At 67.1% G+C, this 17,180-nt stretch carries 15 protein-coding genes; 12 read left to right on the top strand and 3 right to left on the bottom strand.

The features are described 5' to 3' along the window. Window positions 1-225: 225 nt before the first annotated feature. A complete protein-coding gene (locus FFS52_RS06000) occupies window positions 226-3,921 on the top strand; it encodes a murein biosynthesis integral membrane protein MurJ (RefSeq protein WP_137809151.1) in 3,696 nt (1,231 codons plus the stop codon). Window positions 3,922-4,082: 161 nt separating this feature from the next. Beyond that, a complete protein-coding gene (locus FFS52_RS05995; protein WP_249356477.1) occupies window positions 4,083-5,294 on the top strand; it encodes a TetR/AcrR family transcriptional regulator in 1,212 nt (403 codons plus the stop codon). Between the two features lie 311 nt (window positions 5,295-5,605). Here the strand turns inward: FFS52_RS05995 and FFS52_RS05990 are convergent, their stop codons facing one another. Next, the gene (locus FFS52_RS05990; RefSeq protein WP_137809149.1) at window positions 5,606-6,526 is read right to left on the bottom strand and encodes a sterol desaturase family protein; all 921 of its coding nucleotides are present in this window, start codon (window positions 6,524-6,526) and stop codon (window positions 5,606-5,608) included. Window positions 6,527-6,628: 102 nt separating this feature from the next. Here FFS52_RS05990 and FFS52_RS05985 point away from each other — a divergent pair, with 102 nt between their 5' ends. The 4 genes from FFS52_RS05985 (at window position 6,629) to FFS52_RS05970 (ending at window position 9,574) form a co-directional block, all read left to right on the top strand. Then, on the top strand, window positions 6,629-7,342 hold the full coding sequence (locus FFS52_RS05985) for a TetR family transcriptional regulator (RefSeq protein WP_137809148.1): 714 nt from the start codon (window positions 6,629-6,631) through the stop codon (window positions 7,340-7,342). A 280-nt stretch (window positions 7,343-7,622) separates the two neighbouring features. After that, entirely contained in the window at window positions 7,623-8,480 is an 858-nt protein-coding gene (locus FFS52_RS05980) for an SH3-like domain-containing protein (RefSeq protein ID WP_137809147.1), read from the top strand. Continuing rightward, window positions 8,477-9,199 carry a thiocyanate hydrolase subunit gamma gene (scnC, locus tag FFS52_RS05975; RefSeq protein ID WP_137809146.1) on the top strand — a complete coding sequence of 241 codons (723 nt, stop codon included), beginning with the start codon at window positions 8,477-8,479 and terminating at the stop codon, window positions 9,197-9,199. The genes FFS52_RS05980 and scnC overlap by 4 nt, the downstream gene beginning before the upstream one ends. Window positions 9,200-9,202: 3 nt before the next feature. Beyond that, on the top strand, window positions 9,203-9,574 hold the full coding sequence (locus FFS52_RS05970; RefSeq protein WP_137809145.1) for an SH3-like domain-containing protein: 372 nt from the start codon (window positions 9,203-9,205) through the stop codon (window positions 9,572-9,574). 828 nt (window positions 9,575-10,402) lie between these two features. Here the strand turns inward: FFS52_RS05970 and FFS52_RS05955 are convergent. Continuing rightward, window positions 10,403-11,041, bottom strand: coding sequence for a hypothetical protein (locus FFS52_RS05955; RefSeq protein ID WP_137809143.1), 639 nt, complete (start codon window positions 11,039-11,041; stop codon window positions 10,403-10,405). A gap of 177 nt (window positions 11,042-11,218) precedes the next feature. Here FFS52_RS05955 and FFS52_RS05950 point away from each other — a divergent pair, with 177 nt between their 5' ends. The 6 genes from FFS52_RS05950 to FFS52_RS05925 all read left to right on the top strand — a co-directional run bounded on the left by FFS52_RS05950 (window position 11,219) and on the right by FFS52_RS05925 (window position 16,235). Continuing rightward, a complete protein-coding gene (locus FFS52_RS05950; RefSeq protein WP_137809142.1) occupies window positions 11,219-11,590 on the top strand; it encodes a nitrile hydratase subunit beta in 372 nt (123 codons plus the stop codon). Between the two features lie 96 nt (window positions 11,591-11,686). Continuing rightward, the gene (sigM, locus tag FFS52_RS05945) at window positions 11,687-12,253 is read left to right on the top strand and encodes an RNA polymerase sigma factor SigM (protein WP_058252981.1); all 567 of its coding nucleotides are present in this window, start codon (window positions 11,687-11,689) and stop codon (window positions 12,251-12,253) included. A gap of 201 nt (window positions 12,254-12,454) precedes the next feature. Then, window positions 12,455-13,228: a hypothetical protein gene (locus FFS52_RS05940; protein ID WP_137809141.1), complete on the top strand. Its 774-nt coding sequence runs from the start codon at window positions 12,455-12,457 to the stop codon at window positions 13,226-13,228. Between the two features lie 145 nt (window positions 13,229-13,373). Continuing rightward, window positions 13,374-14,390: a thioredoxin-disulfide reductase gene (gene trxB, locus FFS52_RS05935; protein ID WP_137809140.1), complete on the top strand. Its 1,017-nt coding sequence runs from the start codon at window positions 13,374-13,376 to the stop codon at window positions 14,388-14,390. A gap of 58 nt (window positions 14,391-14,448) precedes the next feature. Continuing rightward, window positions 14,449-14,787, top strand: coding sequence for a thioredoxin (gene trxA, locus FFS52_RS05930; RefSeq protein WP_058252984.1), 339 nt, complete (start codon window positions 14,449-14,451; stop codon window positions 14,785-14,787). A 269-nt stretch (window positions 14,788-15,056) separates the two neighbouring features. Continuing rightward, on the top strand, window positions 15,057-16,235 hold the full coding sequence (locus FFS52_RS05925) for an N-acetylmuramoyl-L-alanine amidase (RefSeq protein ID WP_137809139.1): 1,179 nt from the start codon (window positions 15,057-15,059) through the stop codon (window positions 16,233-16,235). Here FFS52_RS05925 and FFS52_RS05920 read toward each other — a convergent pair. Further along, window positions 16,180-17,034 carry a hypothetical protein gene (locus FFS52_RS05920; protein ID WP_137809138.1) on the bottom strand — a complete coding sequence of 285 codons (855 nt, stop codon included), beginning with the start codon at window positions 17,032-17,034 and terminating at the stop codon, window positions 16,180-16,182. The two genes, FFS52_RS05925 and FFS52_RS05920, sit on opposite strands and share 56 nt — an antisense overlap. Window positions 17,035-17,180 lie beyond the last annotated feature (146 nt).

Here is a 17,180-nt window from a genome sequence, read left to right as displayed (position 1 = left end):
CCGACGCGGATCCCGCCCGGGTCCCCGGATCCGGGACCCACCGCGCCACGGCCTGCCGCACCAGGATCGCCCGACGCGCGGTCTGCGGCCCCACGACCCGCGCCGCCGCGACCGGGCGGGCGGGCACCCTCGGCCCCGCGTCCGCCCGCGCCATCGGCACCTACTCCACCGGCACCCACGCCGGCCCGGCCGGACGTGTCACCGGCCCAGAACAACACGCGGGTCATGACCGCGTCCGACCCCCGCCGACCGTCGAACGGTCCGGTGGCCGCCGGCGCGGTGTCCGTCCAGAAGGCACCCGACGAGAAGGCGCCCGAGGGGAAGGCGTCCGACGGGAAAGCGTCGTCGACCGGTCTGGCACGGGACTCGGACTCGAGCATCCTGCGCACCAGCGGGTCGATCGCGATCGCCACCCTGTTCAGTCGCATCACCGGCTTCCTGCGGACCGTGCTCATCCTCGCGATGCTCGGCCCTGCCATCGCCTCGGCGTTCCAGGCGGCCGACGTGCTGCCGAACATGATCGCCGAGGTCGTCCTCGGCGCCGTGCTGACCGCGATCGTCATCCCGCTGCTCGCCCGGGCCGAGGCCGAGGACGACGACGGCGGCGAGGGTTTCATCAACCGGATCTTCACCATCACCGTCGTCGTCCTCGGGACCGCGACGGTCGTGGCGGTGATCGCGGCGCCGCTGCTCACCTATCTGAACCTGGGGGACGGGCAGGTCAATCGCGAGCTGTCGACCGCGCTCGCCTACCTGCTGCTGCCGGAGATCCTGTTCTACGGCCTGTCCGCGTTGTTCATCGCGATCCTCAACCTGCGCGGCTACTTCAAGCCGGGTGCGTGGGCGCCCGTACTGAACAACGTCGTGCAGATCACCACTCTCGTGCTCTACGCGGTGGTGCCCGGCGAGATCACCCTCAACCCCGTCCGGATGTCCGATCCGCAGCTCCTGGTGCTCGGCATCGGTTGCACGACCGGTGTCGTGCTCCAGGCGCTGATACTGGTGCCGTTCCTCCGCAAGTCGGGGGTGCGGCTGCGCCTGCAGTGGGGGATCGACGCGCGCCTGCGCCAGTTCGGGAACATGGCCGTCGCGATCGTCGCGTATGTGGCGCTGCTCCAGGTCGGCCTGATCGTCACCTACCGGATCGCATCGTCGGCCGACGCGTCGGGCGTCAGCATCTACTTCACCCACTGGCAGTTGTTGCAGCTTCCGTACGGCGTGCTGGGCGTGACCATCCTGACCGCGATCATGCCGCGACTGTCGCGCAACGCCACCGCCGACGACACCAAGGCGGTCGTCGACGATCTGTCCCTGGCGACGCGACTGACGATGGTCGCCCTCGTCCCGGTCGTGTCGTTCATGACGTTCTTCGGACCGGCCATCGCCATCGCCGTCTTCAACTTCGGCAAGTTCGACGCCGCCTCCGCGTCGCAGCTGGGTTCGGTGCTGTCGTGGGGTGCGTTCACCCTCATCCCGTACTCGATGACCCTCGTCCAGCTGCGCGTGTTCTACGCCCGCGAGGACGCGTGGACCCCGACGTTCATCGCGCTGGGCATCACCGTGGTGAAGGTGGTGTCGTCGTACCTGGGGCCGGTGCTCTTCGACGATCCCGAACTCGTCGTGCGCTGGCTCGCGCTGTCCAACGGGTTGGGCTATCTGGTCGGTGCCGTCGTCGGGCACTTCCTGCTCCGCAGCCGTCTTCGCGGGGCCCGGCTCTCGGATGTGGCACGCACGTCCGTCGTGACCCTGGCTGTCTCGATCGGGGTCTCCGCCACCGTGTGGGCAGTCGCGAAACTCACCGGCCTCGACGACATGATCGGCTGGCTGGGCAAGGTGGGGTCGGTCCTCTACCTCGGGCTGACCGCCGCGGTGGTGCTCGCGGTGACCTACGCCGGTCTCGCCGCGGCCCGCGTACCGGATGTCGTCGCGATCGGGCTGGCCGTACGCCGTCTGCTCGGCCGGTTCATCCCGGCGCTCGCCCCGCCGCCGCAGCCCGAACGTGAACAGTCACCGGCGATCACAGTTCAGTTTCCGCGCGTCACAGGCGACGAATCGCTCCCGTACTCTGGTCAGGTACAGGTGCTGCGCCGCTTCGACAGAGGTACCGCGACGTGGCAGTCGTACTCCGTACACTCCGGTGGCGCGATCGGCGCGACCCGGGATGTGCGCCCCATCCCCGAACGCGCGCCGGTACCGCGCGACATCAGATACCGCAGGAGAGGAGTCCGTCGCGTGAGTGACAGTGAGGTCGACACCACTGCTGCCACCGGGCCGCCCGCCGCGCCCAGAGCCGGCGACGCACCCACTCCACCGACCCCGACTCCCGCCGCCGAGACCGGTGCGGCCGACAGCGCGGCGAGCCCACGCCGGCGCGGACCACGCCTCATCCCCGGTGCTGCGGTCGCCGGCGGCCGGTACCGACTGCTCGAGCAGCACGGCGGCACCCGCGGTCTGCAGTTCTGGCGGGCCCAGGACATCAACCTCGACCGTGAGGTCGCGCTGACCTTCGTCGACGCCGAGCAGCTCGCACCGCCGCCCGAGCGTGGTCAGGCCGCCAAGATGTCCGATCAGGGACCGCAGGCCGTGCTGTCGCGCACCCTGCGCCTGGGCCAGATCAACTCCGACGGGGTGGCACGGGTCCTCGACGTCGTCCGCGGATCGTCGGGCGGCATCGTCGTCGCCGAATGGGTGCCCGGATCGTCCCTGGCGGATGTCGCCGGGTCGGGACCGTCGCCGATCGGCGCCGCGCGGGCGGTGCGTTCACTCGCCGCGGCCGCCGAGATCGCCCACCGCTCCGGTGGCGCGCTGTCCATCGACCATCCCGACCGCATCCGCATCAGCCACGACGGCAATGCCGTGCTGGCGTTCCCCGGCACCCTCGCCGGGGACGACAAGGCGTCCGATGTTCGCGGCCTCGGTGCCGTGCTGTACGCGCTCCTGCTCAACCGCTGGGCGCTCGATCCCGCGGACGGGTCCCGGCTGATCACCACCGCCGACTCCACCGAGCCCGTGGGTGGGATCCCCGTGGCCACGCCCGGTGAGGACGGACAACCGGTCGAGCCGCGGCTCAGCAAGCCCGACATCCCGTTCGAGATCTCGGCGGTCGCGGCGCGCGCGCTCGACGGTTCCCGCGGGATCCGTACCGCGGCCACGGTCCAGCACGTCCTCGATCAGGCCACGGTCGTCGATCTGAACACCGACATGTTGCCGGCCATCACCGACGCCGACGCCCCGCCGCCGGTGAGCGTGGCGCCCCGACTGGGTGCCGGCGGCGACGAGAAGCCACCGCGCCGCAACCTGGCGTTGCTCATCGGCGCCGGACTCCTCGCGCTGTTCATCGTCATCGCGCTGATCGTGGGTGCCACCAACATCTTCGGCGGCAGCAGCGGCTCGAGCGACATCGACTCGATCCTCACCACGACCGAGCCCTCGCCTCCGCCCGGCGCCCAGCCGCCGCCGACGCCCGCGGCCCCGGCGGCCCCGCAACCCATTGCGCTGCAGTCGGTCTCGGTCGTCGACTTCTCCGCGCAGACACCGGACAACTCGGCGAACGTTCGCAACGTGATCACCGGCGCCGCCCCGCCGTGGCAGACCGACAACTATCGCGGGCGTCCGGACTTCGGCGGGCTCAAGCCGGGGCTGGGCCTCATGTTCGACCTCGGAGCGGAACGCCTGGTGCGGTCGGTCACCATCGAGAGTCCGACGCCCGGGATCAGCGTCGAGATCCGTACGTCGCCGTCGGCGCGTCCGGCGTTCGCCCGGACGACGACGGTGGCGTCGGGTCAGGTGGACCAGGCGTCCACCACGATTCCGATCGCCCAGCCGCCGACCACCCGCTACGTCATGGTCTGGCTCACGAGCCTGCCGAGTTCGGGAAGCGGCTATCAGGCCGAGATCTCGCGCGTCACGATGGCCGGCTGACGCACCGGTCGAGCACCTGACCGCGCCCCGCGATTATCGGCGCGTGCAACTCGAGGTCCGAGTTACGACCAACGAGTATGAACGACGACGGCACTCGCGTACGAGCGGGTCATGACGCAGATCCATCGGCGCGGTCTCCTGTACCGCTGCCCTCGACACCAGTGTCGAAATCCGTAGACACCGCGAGTGCGAAGAGCGCTCGACTGCCCGAACTCCGGCTCGAACACCTGGTCCGAGAGGCGACACGCCTGTTTCAGGAGTTCGGCTACCGCAACGTGAGCATGGAACAGATCGGTGCGACGGTCGGACTGACCGGGCCTGCGTTGTACCGACATTTCTCGTCCAAGCAGGACATCCTCGCGCAGGCGTTGACCGCGCAGGTGCGGACCGTCAGCCGGTTCATGGCCGATGCGCAGGAGCGCGGTGGCACTCCCGAGGAGCAAATCGGGTTGTTCTTCGACGCATTGGGTGACATGACCGCGCATCGAGATGTCTCCATCCTCTGGAACCGCGAACGATTGCACCTGGAGCGATCGGGCCTGTCCGAGTTGAATCGCTCCTTCGGGGGACTCGTGGACACGCTGGCGGCGAAGATCAGCGCCGCCCGACCCGCGGTCGACCCGGCGGGCGCGGAACTACTCGCGACCGCTGTCCTCAGTGTGTACTCGAGCACGGCCCGGATGCGTGGCTCACTGTCGGCCAAGCGCCTCATGCAGGTCCAGCGAGCGCTCACGGACTCGATTCTCGACTGTGACCTGGCCACGGCTCCTGTTGTGGTGGGGACAGATGACGCACGATCACGTCGAAGTCCGATCGCCCGACGCGAACGAATCCTCGACGCCGCGACCGAGTTGTTCTTCGTACGCGGCTTCCGGAACGTTCGTATCGACGAGATCGCCGCCCACGCGGGCGTCTCGGTGGCGACCGTCTATCACGAGCACGCAGGGAAGACCGAGATCTTGTGGACGGTCATCCGTCGAGGCATCGAAGGCTTGTCGGGGACGTCGATCGCGGCACTCGACGGAGCCGCCGCCGGTGACACGCTCGACGTGCTCCTGCGCGTGTTCGTCGACTACTCGCTGGGCCCCAATGGGCGGGTGCTGGCCGTGGCAGTTCGGGACGCGGTGTATCTACCGGAAGCCGACCAGATCTCTCTCGGCCGCACCACCTCGGACTACTCCGCCGAGTGGACCACTGCCATCCGTGTGCGTACGCCCAGCCTGTCACAGGCCGATGCCAAGGCTCTGGAGCAGGCTCTGGCCGGGTTCGCCGGCCACGTGATCTCGTCGCCCGAGCTCCGCTCTCGGCCGGGCATCGACGGGCAATTGAGGAAACTGGCATACGCCATCCTGATACCGAGCGCCCGTATCTGACCGTGACGGTTCCCTCGGCCGCCCTACGGTACTCACGCGACAGCCTGACACGCGAGAAGGGTAGGACCGACCCGGGGGCCTCGGGCGCTGCGCCGTTCTCGGGGCGACGGTGGTGGCAGCAGGGCTCGGATACCTGTTCGCGGCAGGCTCAGATGCACGAACCAGATTGCGTGAGTTGAGGTCTGGCTCATGAGCTTGGCGATCAGACGGGCGGTGCTCGGCATCCAGACCGCGCTCATCTCACTCGTCACGACGATCGGCACAGTGACCGCATATGGCGCCCGACCGACCTCGCCCTTGAGGTCGCTCCGTCAGATGCGTTCCGAGGATGCGCCAGTCGTCCCCGCCACCTGCTCTCCGACCAGGTCGCGTGGCGTCCATCCCGGCGGCCCGAAGACGTAGCCGAGGCGGGCGCGCCACGTCGACGCACCGCGCACATCCCGCGCGATCGCCGCATATTCGTGCGTCTGCAGTCGCAGGATGTTGTATGTGTCCACCGGTTTGGTCAGGCCGTAGCGGGGCCGGCGGATCTCCGGAGCGAACGTGCCGAACATCCGGTCCCACAGGATGAAGACCCCGCCGTAGTTGCGGTCGAGGTACTCGGGGTCGCAGCCATGGTGTACCCGATGATGCGACGGTGTGTTGAGCACGAATTCGACGGGTGCCCACAGTTTTCCGATCCGCTCGGTGTGAATCCAGAACTGGTAGATGAGATTCAGCGAGTAGGCGGCGAACACCAGTGCGGGCGGGATGCCGAGGAGCGGTAGGGGGATCCACATCAGCACCGCGGCGCTGATGTTCCACTTCTGCCGCAGCGCCGTCGCGAAGTTGAAGTACTCGCTGGAGTGATGGGCCTGATGGGTCGCCCACACCAGGCGGACCCGATGCGAGACGCGATGACTCCAGTAGAAGAGGAAGTCCACGCCCAGGAAGGCGATCATCCACGTGTACCACTCGTCCGCGGGCAGCTGCCACGGGGCGACATAGGCGAACAGCACGCTGTACAGCAGGAGGCCGAGGAATTTCCAGAAGGCGCTGGTCGCGATCGACACCAGTCCCATCGAGACGCTCGAACGCGCGTCCCGCGAGTCGTAGGCGCCCGGCGGCGCCGTCTCGGTGTCATCGTGCTCGAGTTTGGCCGCGGCGAACCACTCGATGGCCAGCAGGGTGACGAAGAACGGGATCGCGAGCACGGTCGGCTCACGCATCGGCTCCGGCAAGAACTCCAGCACGATTGTCCCCTCACAGCGATATCTGACACGACGCCATGTCACTTACTTCTGACAAGGTAACGTGTCAGAAGATCTGATGTAAAGACCCGGGAGGGAGCTCGCGTGACAGCCGTGCCGGACCCGACCCCGTCGACGGCGACCCCGCCCGGGCGACGCTATGGCGGGGCCGATCCGACGCAGCGGAGAGAACGCCGTCGAGCCGCTCTGATCGCGGCCGGGCTCGACGCCTTCGGAACCGACGGATACACGAACGTGTCGGTGAAGGGGATCTGCGACCTCGCCGGGCTGACGCAGCGATACTTCTACGAGTCCTTCACCGACCGCGCCGCCCTGCTCGTCGCCGTGTACGACGACTGCGTCAACTTCGTCCGGGCGGCGACCGTCGATGCCGCAGCGGAGATCGCCGGCGCCGCCCCCGGATCATCGGACTCGGCGGAAGGCGTTGCCGCCGAGCGTGTTCCGGAGGTCACACGAGCGGCTCTCGGGGCGTTCATGTCCTGCCTCGCCGACGATCCCCGGCGCGCGCGTGTGATGCTCGTCGAAGTGGTGGGTGTGTCCCCGGAGATCGAGCAGGTCCGCATGCGCGCGATCCACGACTGGGCCGCGCTCATCCTGGCACTCGCTCGTGGCTCGCGACCGACGTCGGACCGCGAACGGCTGGCGTCGGTGGGCCTGGTCGGAGCAGTCACCCAGCTTCTCGTCGACTGGTACGTCGCCGGTGCGGGGGAGGCCGACGCGGAACGCTATGCGCTCGACGAGATCCTCGACGTCTGTGTGGAGCTCTTCGTCGCCGCCTACGGCCGGCTTCTGACCTGACCCTTCGAGACGCGCCCTCCGCAAGCTCCGGGCGCTCCTCAGGGAGCAGGGGTTGGTCGCCCGCTCCGCAGGCTCCGGGCGCTCCTCAGGGAGCAGGGGTTGGTCGCAAGCTCCGCAAGCTCTAGGCGCTCCTCACGGAGCAGAGCGGGCCAGTGGTCTGTCGTTCGTTCGGATCGGGGAGCAAGGGCGTGCCGAAAAACGCTCCTGAACCCCGCGGCCGGCGTGTAAGTTCTCCTGCAACTGCGCTGCGACGGTCGGACAGGGGCCCGGGAGGTGTCCGGTGAGCACTGCCGAAGAACGTGCGAGACAGCTCGAACTCGTTGCGCGACTTAAGTCCTCGTATCCCGAGCTGCCGGATGCCCCCACGCCCGATCTCCTCGACCACGATCGATTCGTCGCCTACATGAAGCCGGTGCACGACGTCGGGGGTGAGCCCGACGCACCGATCACCTACGAGGGCAAGGCGTACGAAGAATGGGAGCACATGACCTATGTCATGTGTGAGGTGCTCGCCTGGCGCGGAATCTGGTTGTCCGAAGAGCGGCGTCGGATCGGCAACGTCGACGTCGGTCGCGCGGTCTACCTCGGAATCCCGTACTACGGACGCTGGTTGCTGGCGGTCGCCAGAATTCTCGTCGAGAAGCACCACATCGCGCTCGGCGAGCTCAGTGAACGCATGCTCGAGGTCCGGGAGCGATACGCGGGCGGCCTGGACGGCCGGCGTCTCGAGGCCCGCCCGCGCAGCGTCGGAGACGGATCCGACGTCCCGCGGAACACACACCACCGGCACGCCATCGGAATCGGCGACCCGCAGATCTACGCCGGGCGGGCGGGCGACGCCGCATTCGGCATCGGGGACCGGGTCCGGGTCCGCGAGCTGCCCGTCCTGTTGTACACGCGGACACCGGAATACGTCCGGGGCGCGGTCGGCGAGGTCGCGGCCGTCGCCTACGAGAGCCCAGCGCCCGAGGACGAGACCTGGGGTCTCTCTGACGCCCAACCGGAGTGGTTCTACGTGGTCCGGTTCACCATGGGCGACCTCTGGCACGGCTACACCGGGCCCGCCGACGACACCCTGCAGACCGAGATCCCCGAACGCTGGCTCGAATCCGCCGGCGGAGAGGACGACCGCCGATGAGCGACGATCACTACGACCACGACCACGACCACGACCACGACCGGACGGTCAAGCCGATGGTCGACGAGATCACCGACTTCGAGGTACTCGAGATCGCGCTGCGTGAGCTGTGCATCGAAAAGGGACTCTTCACCGCCGAGGAGCACCGCCGCTTCACCGAGTTCGCCGAACAGATCGGGCCGACGCCCGCGGCGACGCTCGTCGCCCGGGCCTGGCTCGACCCCGAGTTCGAGCGGTTGGCACTCGACGACCCGATGGCCGCCAGCAAGGAGGTCGGCGTCGACTGGCTCGAACCGACCGGTTTCGGAACACCCAGCGATTTCACGGCTTTCGAGATCCTCGCCGACACCCCCACGATCCATCATGTGATCGTGTGTGCGCTGTGCTCGTGCTATCCGCGCCCGATCCTGGGGAACTCGCCCGAGTGGTACCGAACGCCGAACTACCGTCGCCGGATGGTGCGGTGGCCGCGACAGGTGCTGTCCGAGTTCGGACTCCAGCTCCCGGAGGGTGTGTCCGTACGCGTGCAGGATTCCAATCAGAAGCACCGCTTCATGGTGATGCCGCGGCGCCCGGCAGGCACCGACGGATGGACCGAGCAGCAGCTGTCGGAGATCATCACCCGCGACTGCCTCATCGGCGTCGCGCTCCCCAGACCGGGGGTCACCACCAACGTCGTCTCGGCCATCCGCCCGGCCGTCCACCCGGCGGGGGAGTAGCCGATGATCGAGGACGGACGCACCGGATCATCCCACGGACCACTCGAGGAGATCGTCGACCGGAACCAGGTGTGGCACCGGATGACCGCGAAATACGTTGTGGAGAACCCTGTTCCACCGTGGAAGACAAGCCTCGACGGTCTCTGCGATGCGCTCGACCGGGTGGCCGACTCCACCGCGGTGAACGCGGGTGCCCCCGGCGTCGTCGAACGACGCGACGAGGAGGACCGGCTGTCGGCGACCATCTACGCCGACCTGCCCTACCCCGAGAACCAACTGGTCGCCCTGGCACACACTCTGCTCGACCGGGGGGTCATCGACGAGAGTGAGTTGCGGACGCGGATGGCTGCCGTGCGCGCCCGCCTGGAGTCCTGACCGGCCGGCCTGAGGACAGATCCGTCACCCGGCGACAGCTGTGCACAGCCGTCGCTCCAACGGATGACGCGGTGTCGGCTCCACTACTCTCAGCCCATGCCCGGGGGGAACGACGCGATCGACACGCGTAGCGACGAGCAGCTCCTGCACGCTCACCTCGCCGGCGACCCACACGCCTTCTCCGCCTTGATTCGGTCACATTCATAGAGCGCGGTGGCTTCCGTGCGAGCGACGACGAACCATCTTGAGGCAAACGCGGTACGCGATTCTCTACTCGATCAGGCCGTGCCATGGCGGCAGCCAACTACGAAAGGTGCCTAACCTGATCGAGAATCTCTGCTGGTGGTCGCGCGTCAGTTGATATCTTCCACCCGATCAAATCTGGGCGGCGACCGAATAGTACGAACACCCACCCGTCACGCGCTGGTCCTTGATGTAACCCACTGTCAACATAATGACCATGCGCACCACCATCTTTCAGTGCGGCCGAAGGCGCCTTGAGGCCACGACTGCCGTCACTGCGGATCCGTGCCGCTTCATTCTGGCATGCAAGGTACGTCGACTCGTCGCCCCTCAACAGCATCGACGACAGACTGACTGGTTCGCATTCGGTTTCGTCTATCTCCACCGCGCAAATTGCGCGATGCACGCCAGCCAAGTCGTCGATCTCGGTGATCTCCTCATGCCGGATGAATTCCGCCCACGCTCCGTGAGGAGTGTCCGCGAAGTACTGCACTGGACCATCGCCTGCGCCGTGCCAACGCGCCGCAGGCTGAGCGGCAGTTTCCCATAGAAACGGAAACCGAGCATCGTAATTGCGGAACGCAATCACACCGCACCCAGGCCAGTCAACGATTCGGCTAGCTCTGCGACCATTCTCGCTGCAGCAGATTCCGGTTCCCACTTACCACCAGTTAGAACCTCGGCCGGAGGCTTGCCGCCCAGGGGCCGACGCGGCCTGACAAACCACCGCCGCACCCCGTATCGGTTGTAAGATCCGAGCAGATCTGCAATCACCATGGCCAGAAAATGAAGCCTAGCCGCCACATCGTCAGGTGTGTCACGGTCTCCGCTGCTATACCGCCGTAACGACGAATCGCTGATTCCCACCATCCTGGTTGCCAGGTCTGTGCCAAGCACATCGGTCACCGACGCCCACTCGGTTTTCGGATACGGCGACGCCACAATTGCCTGGTTGAGAACTTCTAACGCGCCGCGCGGATTGTCCGTGATGTCTTCTACAGCCATCAAGTGGCGGCCCACGCCCGCTGTCGCTAACTCTCGAAGCGCCATCCCCAGTGTGTCGTGATCGAAAATGTGGCCATCATCTAGCCGGATGAGGCCCATGGCCTCTGCACGAGCCACCACATGTGCTGCCGGCGCCGCGAGGTCTGCCGACAGGGTGGCCGGCAGGATCTGCGCAATAAGGTCAGCCAGACCAGCTGTGGACGAGTCTTGGAATTTCATCGTATCCCATTGTACGCCCAGTCCCGTCCACCGCGTTGTCAGTCCCGGCGTGCTGCGATGGTCTCACCAGTCCCGACGCGCCATCATCTTCACTTTCGTTGGTGAGCCAGACCGGGGGTCACCACCAACGTCGTCTCGGCCATCCGCCCGGCCGTCCACCCGGCGGGGGAGTAGCCGATGATCGAGGACGGACGCACCGGATCATCCCACGGACCACTCGAGGAGATCGTCGACCGGAACCAGGTGTGGCACCGGATGACCGCGAAATACGGTGTGGAGAACCCTGTTCCACCGTGGAAGACAAGCCTCGACGGTCTCTGCGATGCGCTCGACCGGGTGGCCGATGCCACCGCGGTGAACGCGGGTGCCCCCGGCGTCGTCGAACGACGCGACGAGGAGGACCGGCTGTCGGCGACCATCTACGCCGACCTGCCCTACCCCGAGAACCAACTGGTCGCCCTGGCACACACTCTGCTCGACCGGGGGGTCATCGACGAGAGTGAGTTGCGGACGCGGATGGCTGCCGTGCGCGCCCGCCTGGAGTCCTGACCGGCCGGCCTGAGGACAGATCCGTCACCCGGCGACAGCTGTGCACAGCCGTCGCTCCAACGGATGACGCGGTGTCGGCTCCACTACTCTCAGCCCATGCCCGGGGGGAACGACGCGATCGACACGCGTAGCGACGAGCAGCTCCTGCACGCTCACCTCGCCGGCGACCCACACGCCTTCTCCGATCTCATCAGCCGCCATCTCGATTACCTGTGGTCGGTGGCGCTGCGGACCAGCCAGAATCCGGAGGATGCCGCAGACGCGTTGCAGGACGCCCTCTTCGCCGCGCATCGGACCGCACACGACTTCCGGTCCGATGCCAAGGTGACGAGTTGGCTGCACCGGATCGTCGTGAACGCCGGCCTCGATCGCATCCGACGGAACAAGGTCCGCAGAACCGTGCCGCTGCCGGAATGGGACGTGGTCTCCATCGCCGACACCACCGACGACATCGCCGCCGTCGACCTGTCGGTGTCGATCGGGCGGGCGCTGCACGTCCTCCCCGAAGGGCAACGGGCGGCCATCGTCGCCGTCGACATCGAGGGTTACACGGTCGCCGAAGCGGCCGAGATCCTCGGTGTCGCCGAGGGCACGATCAAGAGTCGATGCGCTCGCGGCCGCCTCAAACTCGCCCAGGTCCTCGGACATCTGCGGAGCGGCTGACCCGCCATCACCCCGACTGGTCCATCCCGTTCCCGACAGATCGCGGCCGGGGGGAACCGAACCGGGGCGGGCCGCGTCCAAGTATCCGACGGATCGCGACCAGGAGACCGCCTCCTCTGACCCGACTCCGCTCGTGAACCACGCCGAACCGAGCCGAACTCCACGAACGCCCGCCATCCCCCGGAATGGAAGACTGACACCATGACCCCTCGGGGACCAGACGACCACGAGACCGGCGATCTACCGGACCCGCCGTATTCGGCGGAGATCCTCGCCGACCTGCACGCCGGTGCACTGCCCGACCGGACAGCCGCACATATCCATTCCCGCATCGTCGATGACGTTGCCGCACAATCGATCCTGGCCGCGCTGGATCACACCTCCGACGATCTGCGCTCCGCCGGTCCGGCGCCCGCACCCGTTCCCGACCAGGTCCGCGCCGACGTCGCGACCACCCTCGCCGCGCTCGGCCGGGATCCCGCACCGGTCGACATCTCGGCCGCACGCCGCGGGCGTCGACCCGCCCGCTCCCGATCGCGCGACGACCGTCGAATGGCCGGCCGTCTGTTGCTGGCTGCCGCCGCAGTCGTCGTCGGCGCGGTCGGAACGGTCGGAATACTGCGGCTGGTCTCGGCGCCCGACGCGACCAATCCCGGGCAGACACCGCGCGCTCAGTCGTCGTCGGTCCCGACCCCGGCAGGTCCCGCCGACGTCGCGACCGCACTCTCGGTCCTCGGGCGAACCGACGGAGCACCGTTCGGTTCCGTGGAGGCGCTCCGCCGCTGCACCGCCGCGCACCTGGTACCGGTCGAGGTGGTGATCGTGGGTTCCGGTCGCGTCCTCGTCGACGGCACCGGGGCCGCCGCGATTCTCTTGTCGACGGGCGTGGCAGGACGTTTCGACGCGCTGATCGTCGGCCTCGACTGTGACCTGGGAAATCCGGCGCTGATCTCACGGGGCATCGTCGGCGGGTGACCGGCACGTCGCGAGCCCATGGTTGCGCCGACCGACCGGGGCACGCGTCGCGTCCGCGGGAACATCTCCGCCTACCCTGGTGTTGAAGCAGCCGTGACCCGCCTGGACTGGGCGGGTCTCGCTAAACCCACAGCACGGAGGACAAGTGAGCCAGCCAGAGACCCAGCAGATCCACGAGTTGATCATCATCGGATCTGGTCCTGCCGGGTACACCGCAGCGATCTACGCCGCGCGCGCCGAGCTATCTCCTATCGTCTTCGAGGGCACCCAGTTCGGTGGCGCCCTGATGACGACCACCGAGGTGGAGAACTTCCCCGGTTTCCAGACCGGTATCCAGGGTCCGGCGTTGATGGACGAGATGCGTGAGCAGGCCATCCGCTTCGGCGCCGACCTGCGCATGGAGGACGTGGACACCGTTCGGCTGACCGGCCGGATCAAGGAGGTCGAGGTCGGCGGGGAGATCTACCGGGCCCGCGCCGTCATCCTCGCCATGGGCGCGGCGGCGCGCTATCTCGGCATCGAGGGGGAGCAGCAGCTCCTCGGCCGCGGTGTGTCGGCCTGTGCCACCTGTGACGGTTTCTTCTTCAAGGACCAGGACATCGCCGTCATCGGCGGCGGCGACTCCGCGATGGAAGAGGCCACGTTCCTGACCAAGTTCGCGCGAAGTGTCACGCTGGTCCACCGTCGTGACGAGTTCCGGGCGTCGAAGATCATGCTCGAGCGCGCACGTGCCAACGACAAGATCCGTTTCGTCACCAATGCCGCGGTGCAGTCCGTGGTCGGCGACAGTTCGGTGTCGGGCCTGAAGGTCGAGGACACGCGCACCGGCGAGGTCAGCACCCTCGATGTGACCGGCATGTTCGTCGCGATCGGCCACGATCCGCGCAGCGAGCTGGTCCGCGGGCAGGTCGACCTGGATCCCGAGGGTTACGTCCTGGTTCAGGGACGTACGACCCTCACTTCTCTTCCCGGCGTGTTCGCCGCCGGGGACCTCGTGGACCACACCTACCGACAGGCCATCACCGCCGCGGGCAGTGGTTGTTCGGCGGCCATCGACGCCGAGCGCTGGCTGGCCGAGCAGGGTGAGGCAGCCGACCTCAGCGTGGACGATGCCGAGGCGGCCTCCGTTTCCGAGATCGACGCTGTTCAGGCACCCGCCTGAACCGTCAACCACTCACCACCTGGGCCACCCGGCCCGGTCCGACCAAGGAGATCAGATCATGGGTGCACACACCGTTGCCGTCACCGACACCACGTTCAAGGACGCCGTTCTCGGCGCCGACAAGCCGGTTCTGGTGGACTTCTGGGCCACCTGGTGCGGTCCCTGCCGCATGGTCGCTCCGGTTCTCGAGGAGATCGCTCGCGACCACGGCGACAAGCTGACGGTCGCCAAGCTCGATGTCGACGAGAGCCCGTCGACCGCGCGTGACTTCCAGATCATGTCCATCCCGACGATGATCCTGTTCGACAAGGGTCAGCCGGTGAAGACGATCGTCGGCGCCAAGGGCAAGGCCGCCCTGCTTCGTGAGCTCGACTCGGTCGTCGGCCAGTCGGCCTGACGACCTGCGATTTCACGCACATCGACGCGACAGTCCGACGGGTGAACGACGTTGCCGTTCCACCCGCGGACTGTTTGCGTTGGTAGTGTCGGCCGTGGTCTCGACCGGAGACCCCTGCACGCGGGATCACACCGATTCGGCTCCGTGCAGTTTGGTGTAGTGAAGTCCAGCTGCGAGAATGCAGGCTGACGTTTCACCGGTGTACCACTTGGCTACATCGGACATCGCGCAGAGCCGCACCTGCCGCGATTCGTACGAGGGGTGACCAGATGCCATTGTTCCGACTTGGTGATCACGGCTCGGCGGTGGCCGAGATCCGCGCCATCCTCGTCGGACGTGGTCTGTTGCCCGACGATGGATCCTCCAGCGCCACACACGGTGGGCCGGCGAACGGGTGGAATCCACCCGAAGCCGTCTTCGACGAGGCGTGTGACCGGGCCGTCCGTGCGTTTCAACAGGAGCGCGGCCTGATCGTCGACGGCATCGTCGGTCCGGCCACCTACCGCGTCCTGCGCGAGGCGTCCTACCGACTCGGCGCTCGAGTGCTCTCGTATCAGCTGTCGGCGCCCATGGTCGGCGACGATGTCGCGACCTTGCAGAGCCGGCTGCAGAACCTCGGTTACTTCACGTCGCTGGTCGACGGCGTCTTCGGCCTCACCACTCATAACGCAGTGTGCCTTTACCAGAGTGAATACGGTCTCGCTTCCGACGGCATCTGCGGTCCGGCCACCCTGCGTTCGCTGGAGCGCCTCGGCACGAGAGTGACCGGGGGTTCGCCGTACGCGATCCGCGAAGAAGAGCACGTCCGTCGTTCCGGACCGCAACTGTCCGGGAAGCGGATCCTCATCGACCCCGGCTCCGGTGGACTCCACGCTCTGTCGACGGGTGAGGTCGCCGATCGCGAGTCGGAACTGCTGTGGGACCTGGGTGCTCGTCTCGAAGGCCGGATGGCGGCCGCCGGAATGCAGACGTTCCTGTCGCATGACGGTCGGGGACGTCCCGGGGACGACGAGCGCGCTCGCGTCGCGAATCTGATGGACGCCGACCTGATGATCTCGCTCCGCTGCGGCCATTACCGGAACGCGCGCGCCAATGGTGTCGCGTCGTTCTACTTCGGCAACAACGACTCGTACTCGACGATCGGGCGCAACCTTGCCGGCTTCATCCAGCGGGAGATCGCGGCACGCACGCCGTTGTCGGACTGCCGGACCCACGAGCGCACATGGGACGTTCTCCGGCTCACCAAGATGCCCGTGGCCCTCATCGACGTCGGTTACATCACGAACCCGAACGACGCTGCAGTGCTTGCGGATTCGGATTGGCGCAACGTCATCGCCGACGCCATCGTGGTGGCGGTGAAGCGACTGTACCTGCTCGATCAGGACGATCGTCCTACGGGCACTTATACTTTCGCGGATCTGCTGGCCGCGGAGAACAGCTCCCGCTGATCCGCTGCGGCCCGGTTCCCACCGGGACCGCCGTCCGCTGCCGACCGGCCAGATCCATCTCGGCCATCACCACCAGTTTCTGCAGCGCACTTTCGACCTCGACCTTCCAGCCGAGTCCTTCGTCGAGCTCCAGTCGGAAACGCGGGAACCTCTGGTGCGACGACACGACGTCGAACCCGGAATCTTTCAGAAACGACGCGTCATTCATACAGTTCGTGCAGAGATCGGCCTGTGGGTCGTCGAGGATCTCACGCGCGACTTCGACGATCGCCTCATCCGACCAGAGCTCGAGATCGTCGGCCACCCCACCCGCGCTCCCGGCGAGCACAAAGGGATCCGCGCCGGACCCGTTCCGTACCAGACCGAACGATTCGACCGCCCGGACGCCTCGTCGGATCAGGTCGCCCAGCACCGCGTCCAGCAGGATGGTGGCGACTTCGTCGTGGCCGGGCTCGGTACGGATGCTGGTGAGCAGCACGGCGTCGTGGCTGACCGGCGACGTAGGGAAGTGCTGCGACCGCGGAACACGATTGGGCGGCGCGTAGAAGGCTGTACCGATGACAGTGTTCGTGCTCGACTCGATCGCGACCTGCCCGCACGCACCCCAATCGAGGAGAAGACCCGAGATCCACGCCTCCTTGTCGAACTCGCTCTCGTAGGGTTCGAGATCGCCGGGGCCCGGTGCCGTGCCGCGGCTTGTCTGCGCCACGGGCTCGACTTCCCAGAAGACGCAATTGCGGGTGTGGCGGGGGAGCGACGCGAAGGATCCCAGTTCCAACCGAGTGACGGACACACTCATGTCGATGCGCCCCGGTCGAGAATTCCACGGATGCCGAATGTAGCAGCGCAACAACAGCTTTCGCTGTACAAGCGCCCGCTGGCTACGTCAATCGTCACTGTGACATTACTTCCGCGTCTAGGTGGTACCGGAAATCCCGCGTCGAA

It is taken from the genome of Gordonia sp. ALPHA1B1, from assembly GCF_005502615.1.
GTDB classification, from domain to species: Bacteria; Actinomycetota; Actinomycetes; order Mycobacteriales; family Mycobacteriaceae; genus Gordonia; species Gordonia hongkongensis.
This window is presented reverse-complemented; position numbering and strand designations above follow the sequence as displayed.

Bases quoted from the DNA above. Each gene is read 5' to 3' on its own strand.
- FFS52_RS06000 (WP_137809151.1), top strand. From the start codon at position 226: ATGACCGCGTCCGACCCCCGCCGACCGTCGAACGGTCCGGTGGCCGCC.
- FFS52_RS05925 (WP_137809139.1), top strand. From the start codon at position 15,057: ATGCCATTGTTCCGACTTGGTGATCACGGCTCGGCGGTGGCCGAGATC.
- FFS52_RS05970 (WP_137809145.1), top strand. From the start codon at position 9,203: ATGATCGAGGACGGACGCACCGGATCATCCCACGGACCACTCGAGGAG.
- scnC (WP_137809146.1), top strand. From the start codon at position 8,477: ATGAGCGACGATCACTACGACCACGACCACGACCACGACCACGACCGG.
- sigM (WP_058252981.1), top strand. From the start codon at position 11,687: ATGCCCGGGGGGAACGACGCGATCGACACGCGTAGCGACGAGCAGCTC.
- FFS52_RS05920 (WP_137809138.1), bottom strand. From the start codon at position 17,034: ATGAGTGTGTCCGTCACTCGGTTGGAACTGGGATCCTTCGCGTCGCTC.
- FFS52_RS05950 (WP_137809142.1), top strand. From the start codon at position 11,219: ATGATCGAGGACGGACGCACCGGATCATCCCACGGACCACTCGAGGAG.
- FFS52_RS05955 (WP_137809143.1), bottom strand. From the start codon at position 11,041: ATGAAATTCCAAGACTCGTCCACAGCTGGTCTGGCTGACCTTATTGCG.
- FFS52_RS05940 (WP_137809141.1), top strand. From the start codon at position 12,455: ATGACCCCTCGGGGACCAGACGACCACGAGACCGGCGATCTACCGGAC.
- trxA (WP_058252984.1), top strand. From the start codon at position 14,449: ATGGGTGCACACACCGTTGCCGTCACCGACACCACGTTCAAGGACGCC.